We start from the raw sequence: 16,487 nt of genomic DNA, 5'->3' as shown, positions 1-16,487 counted from the left end.
GAGCGTGTTCAAGAGCGAACTGATCGAAACGGCGGCCAAATTCCGCAGCGCATTGGAAGATCCCACGCGCAACCTGTCATCTTGCCCGGCTCTTGTGCTGAATGCGGATTACACACCGCTATCCTACTATCCGCTGAGCCTTTGGCCTTGGCAGACCGCGATCAAAGCGGTGTTTCTGGACCGTGTCGATATCGTCGAAAGCTATGACCGCGAGGTGCATTCGCCCAGCCTCGACATGAAGATACCGAGTGTTATCGCGCTTCGCCAATATGTGAGGCAGAGCGAATTTCCCGCCTTCACCCGGTTCAACGTGTTTTTGCGCGACAAGTTCACCTGCCAGTATTGCGGCAACACCGACCATCTCACGTTCGACCACGTCATACCCCGGCGGCTTGGCGGGAAGACGACGTGGGAGAACATCATCACCGCCTGCGCGCCTTGCAACATGAAAAAAGGCGGCCGTACGCCCAAGCAGGCGAGCATGCCTGTGCAGATGAAACCGATCCGCCCGACAAGCTGGCAATTGCAGCAATATGGCAAGCAGTTTCCGCCTAATTACCTACACGAAACATGGCGCGACTGGCTGTATTGGGACATCGAACTCGAAGCTTGATGGCGTACGACTGGGCAAGCAAAGACCGTACTGGGCCGCCGGACCCTATCAGGTTTTCGTTTAGACAAGCATAAACTCTCCCGATATAGCTCGGCGATCCGGCGCTAGATCGTAGGGGACTAAATCGTGCAGAATCTGCTTGCGAAATATGGCAAGGTTACGCCTCTGCGGCCTGAAGAAGAGGAAGCCTTCAAAGGTCTTGCTTGCGCCAAGCGGAGCTATGAAGCTGGCACCAATCTGGTCGCGAGCGAGGTAGACGAGCCAGACCAACTGTTCATCGTTGAAGAAGGCCGCCTGTTCGCCTCGCTCGATTTGCCCAGCGGAGAGCGTGCCATCACCCGGCTGTATTTCTCAGGCGATATTGTCGGCACTGCCAACATTCCTTTCGAACATGCGACCCACACCATTACGGTGAACGCTCCTTCGGTGGTCTACATTTTTCCACGCTCCAACCTGATCGAGGCCTTCACACGGCTGCCGCGGGTCGCTGCCATCTTCTACACATTTGCCGCGATGGAAAATGCGATCCTCAATGATCGACTGGTTTCAATCGGCCGGACGCGAGGCCGGGCGCGCCTGGCGGCTCTGATTCTGGAAATCGAAGCGCGCCGAAATCTCCTGTTCGACACATCCGAAGATCGCTTCCGGCTGGGTCTTACCCAAGGTCAGGTGGGCGATGCGATCGGGCTGACGGAAGTTCAGGTCAGCAGGCTGTTTCGCCAATTCATCGGTGAAGGCATCGTCGAGAGAAAGAACGGGGCGGTAAAAATCCTTCAGCGAAACCGGTTGGTTGAAATGGGTCAATTCACCGATCGATATGAGGATCTGGACCTCGACTGGTTCGATGAGAAGGTTTGAACCTTTCTGCCGATAACGACCCACTCACACCGGGTTTCGCTGGTTTGCCCCGCCGGGCTGTCAGGAGCCCGGCGGGGCGAGATATCTGCCATATCGCTGCGCCGAACGGCGGACACCTCATCTGAAATCTATGCTGCGCTATCTGATCCAACCGCCACTCACGCGCGGCTGCGTGTCATTATCCCTGCGCGTGCTTGCGTGAGCCTTCGACCAGCCAGACGCCCGTCTCCTCAACAAGCCGCATCCGGCATACCAACTGGCCGCCCTGATACAGCTCGGCCCAGTCGCCGTCGGCGGAATTCTTGGCAATCTCAAGCGCGCCCGCAGTTGAGTGCGCGTAAAACGAAACCGTTTTCTCGCCTTCGAAATTGTCAGCCGCAAATTTGAGCGAGTACTGGATCATTCGCTACCCCTCGATAAGATCCAGGCAATAGCGGTCGCAGACTTTGATGCATTAACAAATGATGGGTGCCTGCTGAGCAGGTCTAGCGCGTTTGGCACCCGCTACATCTTGACCCGCCTGCCGTCATGGGATCAGTTCTCGAAGATGACCGCCATCATCCTCGCCGCCCTTCTGATCGCCGCGACGATCTTCACACACTATGAAATCCTGCGTTTTACTTCGCGCGGTGCGACCGACCTCCGCGTTCACCCGAGAATGCGGCTCTGGATGATGCTCACTGCTGCGGTGATCTCGCACGTCCTGCACGTCGTTCTGTATGCTGGCGCTTATATCCTCCTTGAAGAGGTCTTCAGGGTCGGTGCAATTGCAGGCCCGAGCGCCGCAAAGTTCGATGACGCGTTCTACTTCTCCATCACCAGCTACACGACACTGGGCATTGGCGACCTGTACCCCACAGGCCAAATACGCCTGCTAAGCGGTGTGGAAGCGCTGAATGGGCTCGTTATGGTGACATGGACGGCGTCGATGACCTACCTCCACATGGAAAGGTTCTGGACGATTCACCTGAGCGACCAGCCGGGTAACGATGACTAGCAAGCGACGCTCAGGTCACCGCCGCGCGCCGATTGAATTCGTCGCGCTGCCATTCTTCTCCCGCAATCACCTCGGCTAGGTGGCGCGCAGCCTCGGCGATGTCCTCGAAGCGAAGGTAGGCGGGGGCGAAACCAAGCCGTAAGATATCAGGCGCACGGAAATCACCGATGACGTCGCGCGCGATCAGCGCCTGAGAAATGGCGTACGCATGCTGATGGCGAAAGCTGAGCTGACTGCCCCGAGCTGCTGAGTCCGCCGGACTGACAAGCTCGAGCTCGAGGCCAAGCTCGACCACGCATTCGAGGAAGAATTCCGAGAGCGCCTGCGATTTGAGGTGAAGCCGCTTTACCCCAATCTTGGCGATCAGATCGACACCTACCTCAAGCGCCGCCAGGCCAAGGACCGGCGACGTACCGCACTGCAGCTGCTCGATACCCGGAGCGGCTTCGTATTCATCCGAGAAGGCGAAGGGACGCGCGTGTCCGAACCAACCCGTGAGCGGTTGTTTGAGATCGCGGTGATGGCGCTCCGCCACAAATGCAAATGCAGGCGCGCCGGGGCCACCGCACAGATATTTGTAGCCGCAGCCGGTCGCAAAGTCGGCCCCAATCGCGCCGAGATCGACAGGCATTGCCCCTGTGCTGTGCGACAAGTCCCAAAGTACGAGCGCGCCCACTTCATGGGCCGCTTTGGTTAGCGCCGCCATGTCGAACAGCTCGCCGGTCTTGTAATGGGCGTGCGTAAGCATCAGCAACGCGACGTCTTCGTCCAGCGCGGTTGGGACATCTTCACGCGACGCCAATCTCTGTGTCGCCAGCCCTTGCCGCTCAAGTCCTTCGATCATGTAAATGTCGGTCGGGAAATTGCCGGGCTCCGACAATATGATCTTTCGTCCGGGGCGCATCTGGAGCGCCGCTGCGATCAGTTTGAAGAGATTCACACTGACGGTGTCGCACGCGATCACTTCCTGTGGCTCAGCTCCGATAAGGGGTGCGATCTTACCGCCTATGCGCGCTGCCATTTCGAACCAGTCCGCATCGTTCCAGCTGCGGATCAGCCCCTCGCCCCACTCCTGCTGGATAACGCGCTGCATCACTGCCGGTGTCGCGCTTGGCAGCGCGCCAAGCGAATTGCCGTCGAGGTAGATCAGGCCATCGGGAAGAATGAAGTGTACACGGTACTTCGCCAGCGGATCCGCCGCATCGAGCTCACGCGCGCGGTCCATCACGGCAGATCTCTCAGGATGGCGCGGACAGGTGAGGCATCGCCGCCAACGATCGGCAGCGGCAGTGCAATGAGTTCGTACCGTCCTTCCGGCACATCATCGAGCACCAGGCCCTCGAGCACCCGGATATCATGTTTCAACACTGCCTTGTGCGCGGACATATCTTTCGATTCCTGCGGATCGATCGAAGGTCCATCAATGCCGATCAACTTCACGCCTTGACCTGCCAGACGATTGACCGTCTCGGGCGCGATGGCGGTGGTATCCGCCTTCCAGTTATCCCTGGGAAAAACCTCGAAGGTGCGGAATAGCACCCGGTCCGCGCCCACGTCCTCAGGAAGATCGCTACTCTCGATTAGATGAGCGGCCCTGCGCGCATCGATTACCATGCATTCGCCCAGATACGCAGCCAGATCGACCGAAGCGATATCCGCTCCGCCCTCACTGTAATGAAGCGGCGCATCGGCATGGGCACCTGAATGCGTCGACATCGTCAGCGCCGACACATTGACCGGTAAACTCTCGCTCATCTGCCAAGTCTTCGCCTGCGCAAACTGCGTGTCACCTGGCCACACCGGCAGGCCCGGGTGCAATGGCTGTGAAATGTCCCAGATCCTGCGGCCCATCAGATTGCTGTCCGAACACTGAGCAATTCGGGAAAGAAAGCCTGTTTCAGGACACCGGCCAGATACGGAACGCCGGGAGTGCCGCCAGTGCCGCGTTTGAAACCGATTATTCGCTCGACAGTCTTAAGATGGCCGAACCTCCAGCGCTGGAAGTGATATTCCAGATCGACCAGCTTTTCAGCCAGTTCGTAGAGGTCCCAGTGATCTTCGGGAGAGCGGTAGATTTCCGCCCAAGCGCGCTCGACACTGGGATTGTGAAGATACGGCGCGTCGAGGTCGCGCTCCAGTACCTCAGCGTCGATCACAAAGCCGCGCCTTGCGAGAAGCTGAAGCGCCGCGTCATAAAGACTGTCGCGGGCGACTTCGTTGCGCAGTCGATCCGACCAGTTGCCCGTGTTCTCATGCAAGCGGATATGTTTGAGGTCGCGTCCGCCGAGCATGAATTCCATCATGCGATATTGCGGCGACTGGAAACCCGATGATGCGCCAAGATGCGGCCTGATGCGCGAATAATCATGCGGCGTCATGGTGCTCAGCACGTCCCAGCTCTGGATCAGTTGCTGCTGCGCACGCGCAACCCGCGAAAGCATCTTGAACGCCGGGCGCAAGTCGTCTCGCTCGACATGGTCGCGCGCGGCGGTCAGCTCATGCAGGCACAGCTTGAGCCACAGCTCGCTCGCCTGATGTACGACGATAAACAGCATTTCATCATGCGCATCCGAAGCCGGATGCTGCGCGGTCAAAACCTTCGTAAGGTCGAGATAGCTGGAATAGGTGACGTGTTCGGCCATGCTGAATGCACTAGCGCGCCCGCTACAGAAAGGAAATTACCCCTCGATAATCCGCGTTTCTGGGTGATGTTTGTCGAGGTGCTTCTTGATGATCCTGAGATTGCGCGAGTTCGAACGAAAGACGAAATCAGCCGCGTCACCAACAAGAGGTATGAGGCCGATGGCCGTATCGAAGGCAACATTCGCGCCCATGCGGCTCAACTGCCATTTGGAAAGTCCCAAATTGCGGCCTTCCCAGATGATATATGCGCCCATGGCCGTCGTTATGAAATCGCCCACAACCGGGATCAGGCCGATGATCGCGTCGAGGCCGATCGGCACATTGACGCCGGGTATGCGAAAGCTTCGCTCTAGCAACATCTCCATCGCCTCAACACGCATGCGGATCGAGGCCGGATCTGTGCCGCTTGGCAGTTTCAGGCTGAGAGTTTGCGGGCGATCGGGGCCGTCCATGGTTTCTCCTTACACCGTTTATGTGGTGGGCTGGGAAAGCGGGAACAAGGGGTGAAGGCCCCACTGGTTCGCCTGATATGCCGTGATCGCACCGCGCACCAGCGACCAACGCACAGGAGCGCCTAGGGGAATGAACACCTCCTCTTCGACCAGCGCTGCATGCGCCTCTGCAAGAAGGCGCTGTTTTGCGGCGAAATTTCTCACGGTCAGCGATTGCAGCACCAATTCGTCAGCCTCGGGCGAGCAGAGCCCGATTTCCAGCTCGCAATTGAACTGGTTCAGAAACCAACGCGGCGAGGAATATCGTGCGACCCGATCGCGCAGTTCGAGATCGGCACCTTCGCCGGGTGCGACCCGCTGCAAGGTGATGCCGATCGTCCCCCAACTCTCCTGGAGTTGCTGGAAAAGCAGATCGCTGCCCGGACCCTCGGGCAGGCCGATGCGAAGCTCGGCGCTCTCCCCCTCTCCGGGGGTCCATGCCAAAATTCGGCGCTGCGCGATGGCGCGCCGTTCTTCGATGGACAGGCCCTCCCAGCGCGAGTCTGGATACGCCCGAACACCGAATTGACCAGGCGGTACGATCCATGTTGCAGATTGCCAGCCGCCAAGGCCGAAAGGCTGGATCAATGCGTCACGGTCGAGCGCCATCGACAGAGCCTCTCGCCGCGCAGCGTCCGTCAGGATTCCGGCATCGCTGCGTATGACAAGACCGAACACGCCAATGGCTGGGTCGACCTGGATCGCTCCACGCGACAGCGGACCCAATTGTGCGAGCGGGAAACTTGAAAGACGCCCGTTCAAGAGCAGGTCGACCTCGCCATCGGCAAAGGCATCGACCGCATCTGCGGCGGGCAGTGCTCTGACGGTGATACCGCGCGCAAGCTCCTCCCAATCTTCTCTTGCCGCGAACCCTCTTGCCTCCGGCGGAAGGGCGCTCAGCCGTGCGATCGGAGCGTCCTCGTCGCGCGAGGCGATCATGGGGCCTGCACCGCCGCCGCTTTTGACAAATCCAAGTTCCGGCTGCGCGAGGAGCCGCAGGAATTCGGGCATGGGGCTGGATAGGCGAAGTTCGACAACCCGGCCGGTCATGGCCCGGACCTCGGTAACCTTTGCAAGATCAAGCCCGAGCGAGCTGCCCTCAAGCCGGTTCAGCGTATCTCTCAGCAGCAGCCGGACGTCGTCGGCCGTAATCGGCTCGCCATCGGGCCAGGACGTGTTGCGGAGCCTGAAAATATAGCTGAGGCCGTCATCCGTGACGATCCATCTTTCGGCGATTGCAGGCACGATTTGCCCTGCCGGATCGAGCGAGACGAGCCCCTCGAAGGATGCAGCGCGCAAGTGCTGAGCCCCCGACGACAGTCGCATTCCCTGCTGGAACAGGCTCTGCGGCTCTCCGATGATCGCCACGTTTACCGGGCCGGTATCGGCCGCGGGCCCGCACGCTGCCAGCGCAAAAAAGCAGATCAGAAAGGGAGAGAGTCGCTTCACGCTGCGCTGCTTAGCAGCTTGTTCCAGTCTGGTCAGCGCAAACACACGGGGTCAGATTGAGAAAGTGATCGCGGGCACTCGCCACCCTCTCGCTGAGAAACCGGCCAGTGAAAAACTGCCGCGAGAGAAAGACCCGCTCGGCGCTGCCCCTTACGCGCTGCGGGCAAGCTGCGAATCGACCTCGTTGTGGAATGCGATCCCAAATCGATCATCCTGCACCCAGGCGACACTGCCATCGACCTTTCCGATATTCTGCATTTCGATCTCGAGACGATTGCCGCGTTTGACGTGCAAATTCCCCTCGCCCATCATCCCTCCATCAGAAAGGTTGTGCACCCGCACCTGATGGCAGTGATCGTCTTTTTCGACACGAATGCTTGCAAGCAGACAGAAATCTTCGCGCGGCGAATTGCGGGCTTCCAAACCTGACATAAGCGAAACGCCTCCTTCGGGCTTCTCAGTGCGACCTCGTTTCATGCCCGCTGCGCCGCCTGTTTCGGTCAGTCGCAATGAAGCACAATCCGTCGCTAGGATTTCAGGGTTGATGAATTATGAAATTTGGCGCGCGGGAAAGGCCGCATGGGGCTTTCGTCCCAAACTGACACGGGAGGAAACCTTACTGGCTAACGGGATGTCCGAATGTCCGTATCAGTCGTCGCGAGATATCTTTTCGCGGCGCTCATGCGCTTCCTGGGCTTCCACTGTCATTGTTGCGACCGGCCTCGCGATCAATCGCTTGAGCCCGATCGGGTCGCCCGTTTTTTCGCAATATCCGTATTCGCCTTCGTCGATCCGCCGAAGAGCGGAATCGATCTTGGATACAAGTTTTCGCTGACGGTCACGGGTACGAAGTTCAATACCCCAGTCGGTCTCGCTCGATGCACGGTCATTGAGGTCGGCTTCCCGGATTGGGCCGTCCTGCAGGGACTGGAGTGTCTGATCAGCCGCATCGCGGATCGAGCGTTTCCACTCGATAAGAAGCATGCGGAAATACGCCTGATGCTTCTCATTCATGTACTCTTCGCTGTCGCTCGGCACGTAATCCGGCGCGAGCATATCCTTCGCGGTTTTCAGAATTTCGGTTTCTTTGGTCGCCGCCGTGGCCATGTGATCCTCTCGTCCCAACACTTCCCGCGAGACAGTCCCGTCGTCGCGCCTGAAAAAGATTCCAAGTCGCGATCCACCCCAGCAAGTCACTGCTTGGTCGCGCCTATAGGCAAGCGTCATGGCGGGCACAAGCCGTTTGCAGCGGACGCCCGGATCATTCCGGCAAATTGTCCCAAAACCGAGCGGTAATTCTGCTCCAGCCACACGAGTAAACGCAAAAAAGGTCGAGCGGCGTTAACCAATTGTTGACCATGATCCGCAAGTTCTGTGGCTAACGCGGTCCGCAAGGGGGATGGATCGCCGAAAACTTGGGGAACTCACGATGAAACTTGCACCGCTCAACGGAGGCGAATACGAAACGGCTCATAGCGCCGCTGTCGATCTGGTCGTGGCGCAATGCCTTGCCGCAGCAGCTGGCGGAGATATCTCAGCCCTGTTCGATCTTGGGGTGGCGTTTTCGACAGGATCGGGGGGTGTGACGAGCGATCTGATCGAAGCTCACAAGTGGTTCAACATCGCTGCATCGCGCGGTCATGATGAGGCGGGGTTCTGCCGCGCGGACATTTCCGACGAAATGACCGCCCGCGAAATCGCCGAAGCCCAGCGCCGCGCGCGCCAGTGGCTGGCAGAGAACCGGGCCAAAGCAGCCTAACTTTTCTTGAACGGCGTTCTTTCGCCAAGGAACAATTGGTCGGTAGCGACGCCATCGCGCTCTCGCGCGAGGAAATCGGCAACCGCCTCGCGAAATCCGGCATCGGCAAGCCAATGCGCCGAATGGGTCGGCACCGGTTCATATCCGCGTGCAAGCTTGTGTCCGCCCTGCGCTCCTGCCTCGACGCGCGGCAGGCCAAGCTCGATTGCGATATCGATCGCCTGATAATAACAGAGTTCGAAATGGAGGAAGCGTACGTCCTGTGTGCAGCCCCAGTACCGCCCGTAGAGCGCTTCAGCGCCGATGAAATTGAGCGCGCCGGCAATCGGATTTCCATCATCGAAGGCCAGGATCAGCACGATCTGGTCGCCCATCCGCTCTCCCAAGAGCGTGAAAGCCTCGCGCGTGAGATACGGCGTTCCCCATTTGCGCGCGCCGGTATCCTGATAAAAAATCCAGAACGCGTCCCAATGCTCGGGCCTGATGTCGTCGCCTGACAGACGTTCGATCCGCAGGCCCTCAGTCGCCGCGGCACGTTCCTTGCGCAGGTTCTTGCGCTTACGCGATGCGAGTGCATCCAGAAACCCGTCGAAGCTGGAATAATCCCGATTGATCCAATGGAATTGGATATCGTCCCTGATCAACCAGTCTCCTGCCTCGAACAGCGGCACCTGATCTGGTTCGACGAATGTCGCATGGGCGGAAGAAAGCCCGTTCTGCAGACATACCGCTTCAGCGCCTTTCAGCAGATGCGGCGCAAGGCTTTCGTCCAACAGGAGCAAACGCGGGCCGCTAGCAGGGGTAAACGGCGCGGCAATCTGCAGCTTCGGGTAATAGTTGCGCCCGGCGCGCTGAAGCGCGTCGGCCCAGGAATGGTCGAACACATATTCGCCTTGGCTATGGCCTTTTGCGTAGCTTGGCATCGCAGCCAGCAAATTATCGTCCGCATCCGTGATGACGATCGGGACAGGATCCCAGCCAGTGCCTTCACCGACACTGCCTGAATCTTCCATTGCAGTAAGAAACTCGTGGCTGACGAAGGGATTGCGATGACCGCCCAGCGCATTCCATGCTTCAGCCTCGAACTGTCCTACAGAAGGGGCGAGACGTACGGTCAGCTCTCTGGATACAGGGTCGCTTTCACTCACGGTAAGCCTTCGCCCTCGGCGATGAGGGCATCCACATTCTCGAGCGCTTTCGCACGGCGTTCTTCGGTGCTGATCGTCCAGCTGAGCAATGGGCGGTTTTTGTCACGCCATTCGCTCGCCAGCTTATTGGGAAGATCACGAATATCCACCGCCAGGAAATCGGGAGTGGCCCGTTCTATCGCGCCCTCAGTCCGCCACGCGCTCAACCAGCCGTGATCGAGCGTGTCGGTGCAGACCAATCCGCGTATCCGGTCAGGATCATGCGCTGCGAACCATTCACCGCAGCGCGGATCGAAGCTCATGACAGCGACCGGACCTCCATAGCCCGCCAAAGCGTTCGAAACTGACGCGCAGGCTTCCTCTACGGTGAAATCGGGCATGGATTTGATTTCGATGAGCAGCGGGACACGCTCGCCAATCTGCGCGAGTAAGTCCTCGAGGCTTTCCATTCTGTCGCCGGTTTCGATCAGGCGCATCTGCCGCAGCTCGGCGGCATCGTGGGCGGCGACAAACCCGCTGCCGTCGGTAAGCCGTTCAAGAACCCAGTCGTGAAACACCATCGCGACCTTGTCGCGGCTCAATTGGACATCGCATTCGATGCCCATGCCCGCGCCGATGGCGGCAGCGAATGCGGAGCGGGAATTCTCAATCCTCGTCCCGTGCAACGAGGTATCATGCAGCCCGCGGTGGGCGTATTCCCATTTCGTCAACCAGTCGAAAACGCGCTGCTCGCTCATCCGGCGAGCGCGATTATCGCATCCACTTCGACCGCCGCACCAAGCGGCAATGCCGGCACGCCAACAGCAGCACGAGCATGGCGACCTTTCTCACCGAATACGTCGTACATAAGGTCCGAAGCACCATTCGCGACCTTTGGCTGGTCGGTGAAATCGGGGGTCGAATTGACGAAAGCGCCCAGTTTCACAATGCGCTCCACCTTGTCGAGCGGGATCAGCGCGGCCTTCAATTGAGCAAGGATCATAAGACCGCATGCACGTGCCGCCAACATACCATCTTCAAGGCTGGTGTCATCGCCCAGCCGGCCAGTGACCAACTTTCCATCCACAAATGGTAACTGGCCGGAAATGTGGGCGAATCCGCCCTGCACTACCACCGGAACGTAGCTGGCGACCGGAGCCGCCGGTTCGGGTAGGACTATGCCGAGTTCTTCCAGGCGTGCTTCGATCGTCATGTAGGTTCTCCGTCCAATCGTTCCATCAACCAGGGTAACGCCTCAGCCCATCTGTCGATCCGCGCATCGGCATGACCCGCTTGATGTGCGCATTCGATCGAACCCGCGATCATGGGTTCGCCGCACATGTGGAGGCGTACCACTTCGGGCGTGGTTTCTAGAACCGAGAGATGGTGCTGGGGCAAATCGTCGATAAAGAAAGCGCGGCTCGGCGCGCGCTCTTCGATAATTCTTTGCAACGCCGGACCCTTGGGTCCCTGATTGGTATAGACCGGCGCCTCAATGCCGATTGCCGCGAGCTGTTCCGCCCGCATGTCGCGGCGCTTGTCGACCAGGTTCGTGAGGATCACGACGTCGGCATGTTCATTGAGCGCATTGATCGACTCGACTGCGCCTGCGATGGGCAGCTGGCGGTCCATTTGCGTATCGAAAAAGCCGCCGAGCATCCGCCAAACCTCGTTTGCTTCCAGCAAATCGCCGCTCTTCTGCCAGCGCAGTGCTTCGCCAAAATTCGCGCCGACAAGATTGAAATCGACCCCTTGGCTCTCCTCCAGCCAGTCCTTGAAATGAGAGACCATGTGCAGAAGCACTTCGTCGCAATCGCTGATGATTAGGGGGCGACTCATTGGGAAAGCTCCTGATGGGCGGAGACAAGCTCTTCGGGCGTAACGGCGAGCGCTTCGGCCGCGCGGATCAGGTCGGGTTCGTGGTTGACGAGAAATTCGAGCGGCGCGGCGAGGATTGCGGGATTGCCAAGGCCTGCCCGCAATGCATCGGGATCGAGCCCGGTCAGGCTCAAGAAACGCTCTGCGCGATCGCTGTCTTCAAGAACCCAACCGAGCGCAGCAAGCGCAAGCGTGGACGCCGACATTCCTCCGGTCGTCGCGGTCCTAGCGGAGTTATCATCTGCGTGCGGGATTGTGGCGGCCTCTTGGTCGGGGTAGTTAGCGATGAACAACGGATCGGGGCGTGCAGTGGCAAAGCGAATAATGGTTGTCGAGGACAACGATCTCAACCGGAAATTGTTCTGCGACGTGCTCAAGGCAAATGGTTTCGACGTTGAGCCGGTCGCCGACGGGGAAAGCGTACTGGATACCGCGCGCTCTGTATCGCCCGATCTGATCATAATGGACATTCAACTGCCAGGCATATCGGGTGTGGATCTGATCGAGGCCGCGCAGCGCGACACCACTTTGCGCAAGATCCCGGTGCTCGCCGTGACAGCTTTTGCGGCAAAGGGCGACGAGCAACGGATCCGCTCCGCAGGGGCATCGGGCTATCTTTCCAAACCGGTATCGATCATGCCTTTCATGGCTGCGGTGAAGGAATTGCTCCCGCTCTGAACCGGCAGTCGCTCGACAGACGCCGATCGTTGAGCACCGCTCTGTCGGGTCGTCCAGACGCCCCATCCGCGCGCTCCGCCGAGGGCTTCAAAACTTGACAATCGGCGTCCACAGCCGCTTTGCAACCGTAATTGAACAGGTACATCCAACCCGCCACCCGGCAAGAGAGTAGTTCCGCATTATGACCGAAGCTGAAGTCGACACGCGCATTCGCGCTCTGATCGAGCCTTTCAACAAGAAGGGTGTGGAGATCAAGGACAGCACAACATTCCAGAACGACCTGGAGTTCGACAGCCTGACCGTCATGGATTTCGTCGCCGAAATCGAAGACGAATTCGACATCATCATCAGCATGAACCAGCAGGCCGAAATAGAAAATTACGGCCAGTTGGTGAGCGCCGTGCACAAGCTGCAGGCCAATTCATGAGTGAAGGTATCGCACAGCCGGACCAGCGCGTCGAAAACGAAGGTGGAACGAGAGACCTGTTTTCGAAGTTCGACGACATCATCCATACCCGCGAGACGCTGCTCGCGACCGGGGTCGAGGATCCCTACAATCTGGTAATGGAGAAAGTGCTCTCGCCGACCCGCGCAATTTGCAACGGGCGCGACACTATCCTGCTGGGCACCTACAATTACATGGGCATGACCTTCGACCCGGACGTGCTGGATGCCGGCAAGCAGGCGCTGGCCGATTTCGGGTCTGGAACCACCGGCAGCCGCGTTCTCAATGGCACCTATCAGGGCCACAAGGAATGCGAGGACGCGCTCAAGGAATTTTACAACATGGACAGTGCCATGGTCTTTTCGACCGGGTACCAGGCCAATCTCGGGATCATTTCAACGATTGCGGGCAAAGGCGATTACGTCGTGCTCGACATCGACAGCCACGCCTCGATCTATGATGGCTGTGCGATGGGCAACGCCGAAATCGTGCCATTCCGCCATAACGATATCGAAGCGATGGAAAAGCGCCTGAGGCGCATTCCCGAAGACGCTGGCAAGCTTGTCATCCTGGAAGGCGTCTATTCGATGCTGGGCGACGTCGCACCGCTCAAAGAGATGGTCGCAATCGCCAAGAAATACGGCGCCATGGTACTCGTCGACGAAGCGCACTCGATGGGCTTCATCGGAGAGAATGGTCGCGGCGTATGCGAAGAGCAAGGCGTTATTGACGACGTCGACTTCATCATCGGAACGTTCTCGAAAAGCGTGGGCACGGTCGGCGGTTTCTGCGTGTCCAATCATCCGAAATTCGACATCATGCGGCTGGTATGCAGGCCCTATGTCTTCACCGCCAGCCTCCCGCCAAGCGTTGTTGCGACAGCGGCGACTTCGATCCGCAAGCTCATGCACGGATCCAACAAGCGCGCGCATTTGTGGGAGAATTCGAAGGTCTTGCACAAAGGCCTCGTGGATCTCGGGTTCGAGATCGGTACCGACGAGCCGCAGAGCGCGATCATCGCGGTGATCATGCCCGATCTGCAACGCGGCGCGATGATGTGGGAGGCGCTTTTGAAGGAAGGCCTGTACGTCAATCTGGCTCGGCCCCCGGCAACACCTGCGAACATGACGCTGTTGCGATGCTCCCTATGCGCCGAACATTCGGCGGAAGAGGTCCAGACGATCCTGCAGATGTTCGACCGCGCCGGTAAAGCGGTGGGGATATTAGCGAGCTAGCTCAGCCAAAGACCTCAGCTGCAGCTTTTACTGGAATGCGGAGATAGCGCGCGCCGTCTTGCTCGGATCGCGGCACGCAGCAGTCGCGGTACGGACAGAGAAAAGTGAGACCGGAAACTGCGATATCTGGCGTGCTCAAAGCTCTTCCATGCTCGTAACGCTGTCGCACCGATTGTCCGAGCCCGATTCTTCGCTACCGCCGAACTGGGTGATTGCGATGAAGCCTGCGACCACCAGCACGACGAAGATCGTGGTCACGGTTCCCAGATATTCGTCGATCACGCGTTTGATCGGCGCGCCAAAGACCTGAAACAGAATTCCGACGACCATGAAAATCAACGCCCGCCCCGCGATGGCAGCGCCGAGGAAGGTCAGCAGGTCCATCTCGATGAGACCGGCGGTGATCGTCATCAGCTTGAACGGGATCGGAGTTCCAGCGGCCAGGAACACCGCGGCTGCCCCCTGCTCCCGGATATAGCACGCCGCGACAGGGAAGCTTTCCGTGAGGCCCAGGACGCCCAGCATCCACTCCCCGAGCGTCTCGTAGAGAAAGAAGCCGATCGCATAACCCAGCAGTCCGCCTAGGACCGACGCGACCGTGGCGATTGTCGCGAACCGGAGGGCCTTTTTTGGCTCGGCGAGGCACATCAGGCCAAGCAGCGGATGGGGCGGGATCGGGAAGAAGCTGGATTCAATGAAGCAAAAGAAAGCAAGCCAATACGGTGCCTGCCGGTGCGCCGCCTTTGCCATTGTCCAATTGTAAAGCGCGTGCAGCCAAGCCAATATCATGCGGCCTTTATCTGAGGTTTGCGTGCTGGCTTAAGCGACCGCCCCACCCCGCGCAAGCCGCAATTCATGAACCTATTTGGTTTTTTTGATTGACATCGTAACGCTCTTTGGTTAGAAGAGGGCATAGTCGAAAAATAGCGATTCGCCACCGGGCAGCCATCGGAAACGATGTGCTGCCTTTTTTGATTGCGACGGGAGATCTCGATCATGACTGCTCGCGGCCGGCAAATATCCGGACACAGGGAAGGTCCGCATTGGCGCAAAGCGTTTCTTGCCAATCTCGCGGAAAGTTCAAATGTTTCTGAATCCGCTCGAAAGGCCAGGGCCGGTATCAGCGCAGTTTACAAACTGCGGCGCAACGACCCGGAGTTCGCGCGCGACTGGCTCGCCGCCTTGTGGGAGGGCTATGTCCATCTCGAAATGGAAGTTCTGCGGCGGCTGCGCGAAGGCGACCAGCAAACGCCTGCAGCAGACAAATACGATTTTGCCAACGCAATACGCCTGCTCAATGCGCACCGCGACAACGCGGCTCGAGCGCAAGCCGAACAGCGCAATGTAAGCGCAGCAGAAGTGCGTGCATCGATCGATCGCAAAGTCGAAGATATTCGCATGAGAGTGCGACAGGAGGCTCAGCGCGGGAAATCCGGATCGTGAAGGAGAAGCTCGATTGGCTCGCCGACGCGCCCCTCGAAGAGCATGCGCGGCTGGCCCGATCGCTGAATGAGGATGAGCGTGCGGAGTTCGAATTTCATTGGAGGTTTTTCGCCCGCGAGGCGCAGCTGCCGCCCGAAGGCGTGTGGCGCGTCTGGCTCATCATGGCTGGGCGCGGTTTCGGCAAGACGCGGGCAGGCGCCGAATGGGTTCGCATGGTCGCGGAAAGCAATCCGGCTGCCCGGATCGCGCTCGTTTCCGCCTCTCTTGCCGAGGCGCGCGCTGTTATGGTCGAAGGAGAAAGCGGAATTCTGGCATGCTCACCGCCGGACCGAAGGCCGGTGTTCGAAGCGTCCCTGCGACGCATCACATTCCCCAACGGTGCGCGCGCGCAGTTGTTCTCTGCCGCTGAACCCGAGACTCTTCGCGGTCCCCAGCACAGTCACGCTTGCCGGACAGGCCCAGAAAGAGTTCTTCCTGAATCAATCGATGGCCTTGATCGATTGTGCGACGCAAATGGTTGTCGAAGCGGCAATCAATGTGCCGCCTGCTGAACCTATCGACGGGCAGTGTTTCCTCATAACCGCCTCACCAGACGGGGAGTGGGCAGGAAAAGCGGATCGGATCGCGATCTGGATCTCTGGTGGATGGCATTACGTCGTGCCATTTGATGGAATGGCAATCTTTGATCGAAGCGCAAATAGTTCCGTTTTCTACAACTCAAATTGGGCCTACGCCTTACTCCCAGCGCTACCTTTCGGCGGGAATACGATTGATGCCGAGGCCCGCGAAGCTATCGCTGGGTTAATTCAAGCGCTTCGAATAGCAGGAGTTTTTCCGAATCCCGAGTAACGATTCGGGATAAGGGGCCTGA

At 58.8% G+C, this 16,487-nt stretch carries 24 protein-coding genes; 10 read left to right on the top strand and 14 right to left on the bottom strand.

Annotated elements, in window-relative coordinates:
• Positions 1-4 precede the first annotated feature (4 nt).
• Positions 5-613: an HNH endonuclease gene (locus KCG45_RS06445; protein ID WP_218316225.1), complete on the top strand. Its 609-nt coding sequence runs from the start codon at positions 5-7 to the stop codon at positions 611-613.
• 126 nt (positions 614-739) lie between these two features.
• Positions 740-1,471, top strand: coding sequence for a Crp/Fnr family transcriptional regulator (locus KCG45_RS06440; protein WP_218316224.1), 732 nt, complete (start codon positions 740-742; stop codon positions 1,469-1,471).
• A 178-nt stretch (positions 1,472-1,649) separates the two neighbouring features.
• On the opposite strand, the gene KCG45_RS06435 is transcribed toward KCG45_RS06440, so the two are convergent.
• Positions 1,650-1,874, bottom strand: coding sequence for a hypothetical protein (locus KCG45_RS06435; protein WP_218316223.1), 225 nt, complete (start codon positions 1,872-1,874; stop codon positions 1,650-1,652).
• 144 nt (positions 1,875-2,018) lie between these two features.
• On the opposite strand from KCG45_RS06435, the gene KCG45_RS06430 reads away from it, so the two are divergent.
• On the top strand, positions 2,019-2,468 hold the full coding sequence (locus tag KCG45_RS06430) for a potassium channel family protein (RefSeq protein WP_218316222.1): 450 nt from the start codon (positions 2,019-2,021) through the stop codon (positions 2,466-2,468).
• Between the two features lie 10 nt (positions 2,469-2,478).
• On the opposite strand, the gene kynU is transcribed toward KCG45_RS06430, so the two are convergent.
• From kynU to dksA, 7 genes are all read right to left on the bottom strand, one after another.
• Positions 2,479-3,696, bottom strand: coding sequence for a kynureninase (kynU, locus tag KCG45_RS06425; protein WP_218316221.1), 1,218 nt, complete (start codon positions 3,694-3,696; stop codon positions 2,479-2,481).
• The gene (gene kynB / locus KCG45_RS06420) at positions 3,693-4,319 is read right to left on the bottom strand and encodes an arylformamidase (protein WP_305040793.1); all 627 of its coding nucleotides are present in this window, start codon (positions 4,317-4,319) and stop codon (positions 3,693-3,695) included. Before kynB ends, kynU begins: the two co-directional genes overlap by 4 nt.
• The gene (locus KCG45_RS06415; protein ID WP_218316220.1) at positions 4,319-5,110 is read right to left on the bottom strand and encodes a tryptophan 2,3-dioxygenase; all 792 of its coding nucleotides are present in this window, start codon (positions 5,108-5,110) and stop codon (positions 4,319-4,321) included. Before KCG45_RS06415 ends, kynB begins: the two co-directional genes overlap by 1 nt.
• Before the next feature lie 36 nt (positions 5,111-5,146).
• Positions 5,147-5,563: a DUF4112 domain-containing protein gene (locus KCG45_RS06410; RefSeq protein ID WP_218316219.1), complete on the bottom strand. Its 417-nt coding sequence runs from the start codon at positions 5,561-5,563 to the stop codon at positions 5,147-5,149.
• A gap of 18 nt (positions 5,564-5,581) precedes the next feature.
• On the bottom strand, positions 5,582-7,051 hold the full coding sequence (locus tag KCG45_RS06405; protein WP_369410744.1) for an ABC transporter substrate-binding protein: 1,470 nt from the start codon (positions 7,049-7,051) through the stop codon (positions 5,582-5,584).
• Positions 7,052-7,201: 150 nt separating this feature from the next.
• Positions 7,202-7,483, bottom strand: coding sequence for a PilZ domain-containing protein (locus KCG45_RS06400; RefSeq protein WP_218316218.1), 282 nt, complete (start codon positions 7,481-7,483; stop codon positions 7,202-7,204).
• A gap of 216 nt (positions 7,484-7,699) precedes the next feature.
• The gene (gene dksA / locus KCG45_RS06395) at positions 7,700-8,158 is read right to left on the bottom strand and encodes an RNA polymerase-binding protein DksA (protein WP_218316217.1); all 459 of its coding nucleotides are present in this window, start codon (positions 8,156-8,158) and stop codon (positions 7,700-7,702) included.
• A gap of 322 nt (positions 8,159-8,480) precedes the next feature.
• Between dksA and KCG45_RS06390 the strand changes: the two genes are divergently transcribed.
• A complete protein-coding gene (locus KCG45_RS06390) occupies positions 8,481-8,810 on the top strand; it encodes an SEL1-like repeat protein (protein ID WP_218316216.1) in 330 nt (109 codons plus the stop codon).
• Here the strand turns inward: KCG45_RS06390 and KCG45_RS06385 are convergent.
• The 5 genes from KCG45_RS06385 to KCG45_RS06365 are packed head-to-tail and all read right to left on the bottom strand — an operon-like array spanning position 8,807 to position 12,021.
• Positions 8,807-9,958 carry a GNAT family N-acetyltransferase gene (locus KCG45_RS06385; protein WP_369410743.1) on the bottom strand — a complete coding sequence of 384 codons (1,152 nt, stop codon included), beginning with the start codon at positions 9,956-9,958 and terminating at the stop codon, positions 8,807-8,809. The genes KCG45_RS06390 and KCG45_RS06385 overlap by 4 nt on opposite strands.
• Entirely contained in the window at positions 9,955-10,695 is a 741-nt protein-coding gene (locus KCG45_RS06380) for a glycerophosphodiester phosphodiesterase family protein (RefSeq protein WP_218316215.1), read from the bottom strand. The genes KCG45_RS06385 and KCG45_RS06380 overlap by 4 nt, the downstream gene beginning before the upstream one ends.
• The gene (locus KCG45_RS06375; protein WP_218316214.1) at positions 10,692-11,150 is read right to left on the bottom strand and encodes a RidA family protein; all 459 of its coding nucleotides are present in this window, start codon (positions 11,148-11,150) and stop codon (positions 10,692-10,694) included. The genes KCG45_RS06380 and KCG45_RS06375 overlap by 4 nt, the downstream gene beginning before the upstream one ends.
• Positions 11,147-11,776, bottom strand: coding sequence for an HAD family hydrolase (locus KCG45_RS06370; protein WP_218316213.1), 630 nt, complete (start codon positions 11,774-11,776; stop codon positions 11,147-11,149). The genes KCG45_RS06375 and KCG45_RS06370 overlap by 4 nt, the downstream gene beginning before the upstream one ends.
• Positions 11,773-12,021 carry a DUF3572 domain-containing protein gene (locus KCG45_RS06365; RefSeq protein WP_218316212.1) on the bottom strand — a complete coding sequence of 83 codons (249 nt, stop codon included), beginning with the start codon at positions 12,019-12,021 and terminating at the stop codon, positions 11,773-11,775. The genes KCG45_RS06370 and KCG45_RS06365 overlap by 4 nt, the downstream gene beginning before the upstream one ends.
• Before the next feature lie 103 nt (positions 12,022-12,124).
• Here KCG45_RS06365 and KCG45_RS06360 point away from each other — a divergent pair, with 103 nt between their 5' ends.
• From KCG45_RS06360 to spt, 3 genes are all read left to right on the top strand, one after another.
• The gene (locus KCG45_RS06360; RefSeq protein ID WP_218316488.1) at positions 12,125-12,493 is read left to right on the top strand and encodes a response regulator; all 369 of its coding nucleotides are present in this window, start codon (positions 12,125-12,127) and stop codon (positions 12,491-12,493) included.
• Positions 12,494-12,674: 181 nt separating this feature from the next.
• On the top strand, positions 12,675-12,920 hold the full coding sequence (locus KCG45_RS06355; RefSeq protein WP_218316211.1) for an acyl carrier protein: 246 nt from the start codon (positions 12,675-12,677) through the stop codon (positions 12,918-12,920).
• Positions 12,917-14,173, top strand: a complete 1,257-nt coding sequence (gene spt / locus KCG45_RS06350; RefSeq protein ID WP_218316210.1) for a serine palmitoyltransferase — start codon at positions 12,917-12,919, stop codon at positions 14,171-14,173. The genes KCG45_RS06355 and spt overlap by 4 nt, the downstream gene beginning before the upstream one ends.
• Positions 14,174-14,308: 135 nt before the next feature.
• Here spt and KCG45_RS06345 read toward each other — a convergent pair whose 3' ends face one another.
• Positions 14,309-14,962, bottom strand: coding sequence for a YqaA family protein (locus KCG45_RS06345; RefSeq protein WP_255547975.1), 654 nt, complete (start codon positions 14,960-14,962; stop codon positions 14,309-14,311).
• Between the two features lie 207 nt (positions 14,963-15,169).
• Here KCG45_RS06345 and KCG45_RS06340 point away from each other — a divergent pair, with 207 nt between their 5' ends.
• The 3 genes from KCG45_RS06340 to KCG45_RS15605 are packed head-to-tail and all read left to right on the top strand — an operon-like array spanning position 15,170 to position 16,465.
• Positions 15,170-15,616, top strand: a complete 447-nt coding sequence (locus tag KCG45_RS06340) for a hypothetical protein (protein WP_218316209.1) — start codon at positions 15,170-15,172, stop codon at positions 15,614-15,616.
• A complete protein-coding gene (locus KCG45_RS06335) occupies positions 15,613-16,167 on the top strand; it encodes a terminase large subunit domain-containing protein (RefSeq protein ID WP_218316208.1) in 555 nt (184 codons plus the stop codon). The genes KCG45_RS06340 and KCG45_RS06335 overlap by 4 nt, the downstream gene beginning before the upstream one ends.
• Positions 16,103-16,465: a DUF2793 domain-containing protein gene (locus KCG45_RS15605; RefSeq protein WP_369410742.1), complete on the top strand. Its 363-nt coding sequence runs from the start codon at positions 16,103-16,105 to the stop codon at positions 16,463-16,465. Before KCG45_RS06335 ends, KCG45_RS15605 begins: the two co-directional genes overlap by 65 nt.
• The last annotated feature ends 22 nt before the right edge of the window (positions 16,466-16,487 follow it).

The organism is Erythrobacter ani (genome assembly GCF_019204025.1).
GTDB classification, from domain to species: Bacteria; Pseudomonadota; Alphaproteobacteria; order Sphingomonadales; family Sphingomonadaceae; genus Erythrobacter; species Erythrobacter ani.
Note: the sequence above shows the minus strand (reverse complement) of the source record. Positions and strands in the feature narration are given on the sequence as shown.

Coding starts and splice junctions, on each gene's coding strand:
- KCG45_RS06415 (WP_218316220.1), bottom strand. CDS start 5,110: ATGGCCGAACACGTCACCTATTCCAGCTATCTCGACCTTACGAAGGTT.
- KCG45_RS06435 (WP_218316223.1), bottom strand. CDS start 1,874: ATGATCCAGTACTCGCTCAAATTTGCGGCTGACAATTTCGAAGGCGAG.
- KCG45_RS15605 (WP_369410742.1), top strand. CDS start 16,103: ATGGCCTTGATCGATTGTGCGACGCAAATGGTTGTCGAAGCGGCAATC.
- spt (WP_218316210.1), top strand. CDS start 12,917: ATGAGTGAAGGTATCGCACAGCCGGACCAGCGCGTCGAAAACGAAGGT.
- kynB (WP_305040793.1), bottom strand. CDS start 4,319: ATGGGCCGCAGGATCTGGGACATTTCACAGCCATTGCACCCGGGCCTG.
- dksA (WP_218316217.1), bottom strand. CDS start 8,158: ATGGCCACGGCGGCGACCAAAGAAACCGAAATTCTGAAAACCGCGAAG.
- KCG45_RS06375 (WP_218316214.1), bottom strand. CDS start 11,150: ATGACGATCGAAGCACGCCTGGAAGAACTCGGCATAGTCCTACCCGAA.
- KCG45_RS06345 (WP_255547975.1), bottom strand. CDS start 14,962: ATGATATTGGCTTGGCTGCACGCGCTTTACAATTGGACAATGGCAAAG.
- KCG45_RS06410 (WP_218316219.1), bottom strand. CDS start 5,563: ATGGACGGCCCCGATCGCCCGCAAACTCTCAGCCTGAAACTGCCAAGC.
- KCG45_RS06365 (WP_218316212.1), bottom strand. CDS start 12,021: ATGTCGGCGTCCACGCTTGCGCTTGCTGCGCTCGGTTGGGTTCTTGAA.
- KCG45_RS06370 (WP_218316213.1), bottom strand. CDS start 11,776: ATGAGTCGCCCCCTAATCATCAGCGATTGCGACGAAGTGCTTCTGCAC.
- KCG45_RS06355 (WP_218316211.1), top strand. CDS start 12,675: ATGACCGAAGCTGAAGTCGACACGCGCATTCGCGCTCTGATCGAGCCT.
- KCG45_RS06430 (WP_218316222.1), top strand. CDS start 2,019: ATGACCGCCATCATCCTCGCCGCCCTTCTGATCGCCGCGACGATCTTC.
- KCG45_RS06380 (WP_218316215.1), bottom strand. CDS start 10,695: ATGAGCGAGCAGCGCGTTTTCGACTGGTTGACGAAATGGGAATACGCC.
- KCG45_RS06400 (WP_218316218.1), bottom strand. CDS start 7,483: ATGTCAGGTTTGGAAGCCCGCAATTCGCCGCGCGAAGATTTCTGTCTG.
- KCG45_RS06390 (WP_218316216.1), top strand. CDS start 8,481: ATGAAACTTGCACCGCTCAACGGAGGCGAATACGAAACGGCTCATAGC.
- KCG45_RS06340 (WP_218316209.1), top strand. CDS start 15,170: ATGACTGCTCGCGGCCGGCAAATATCCGGACACAGGGAAGGTCCGCAT.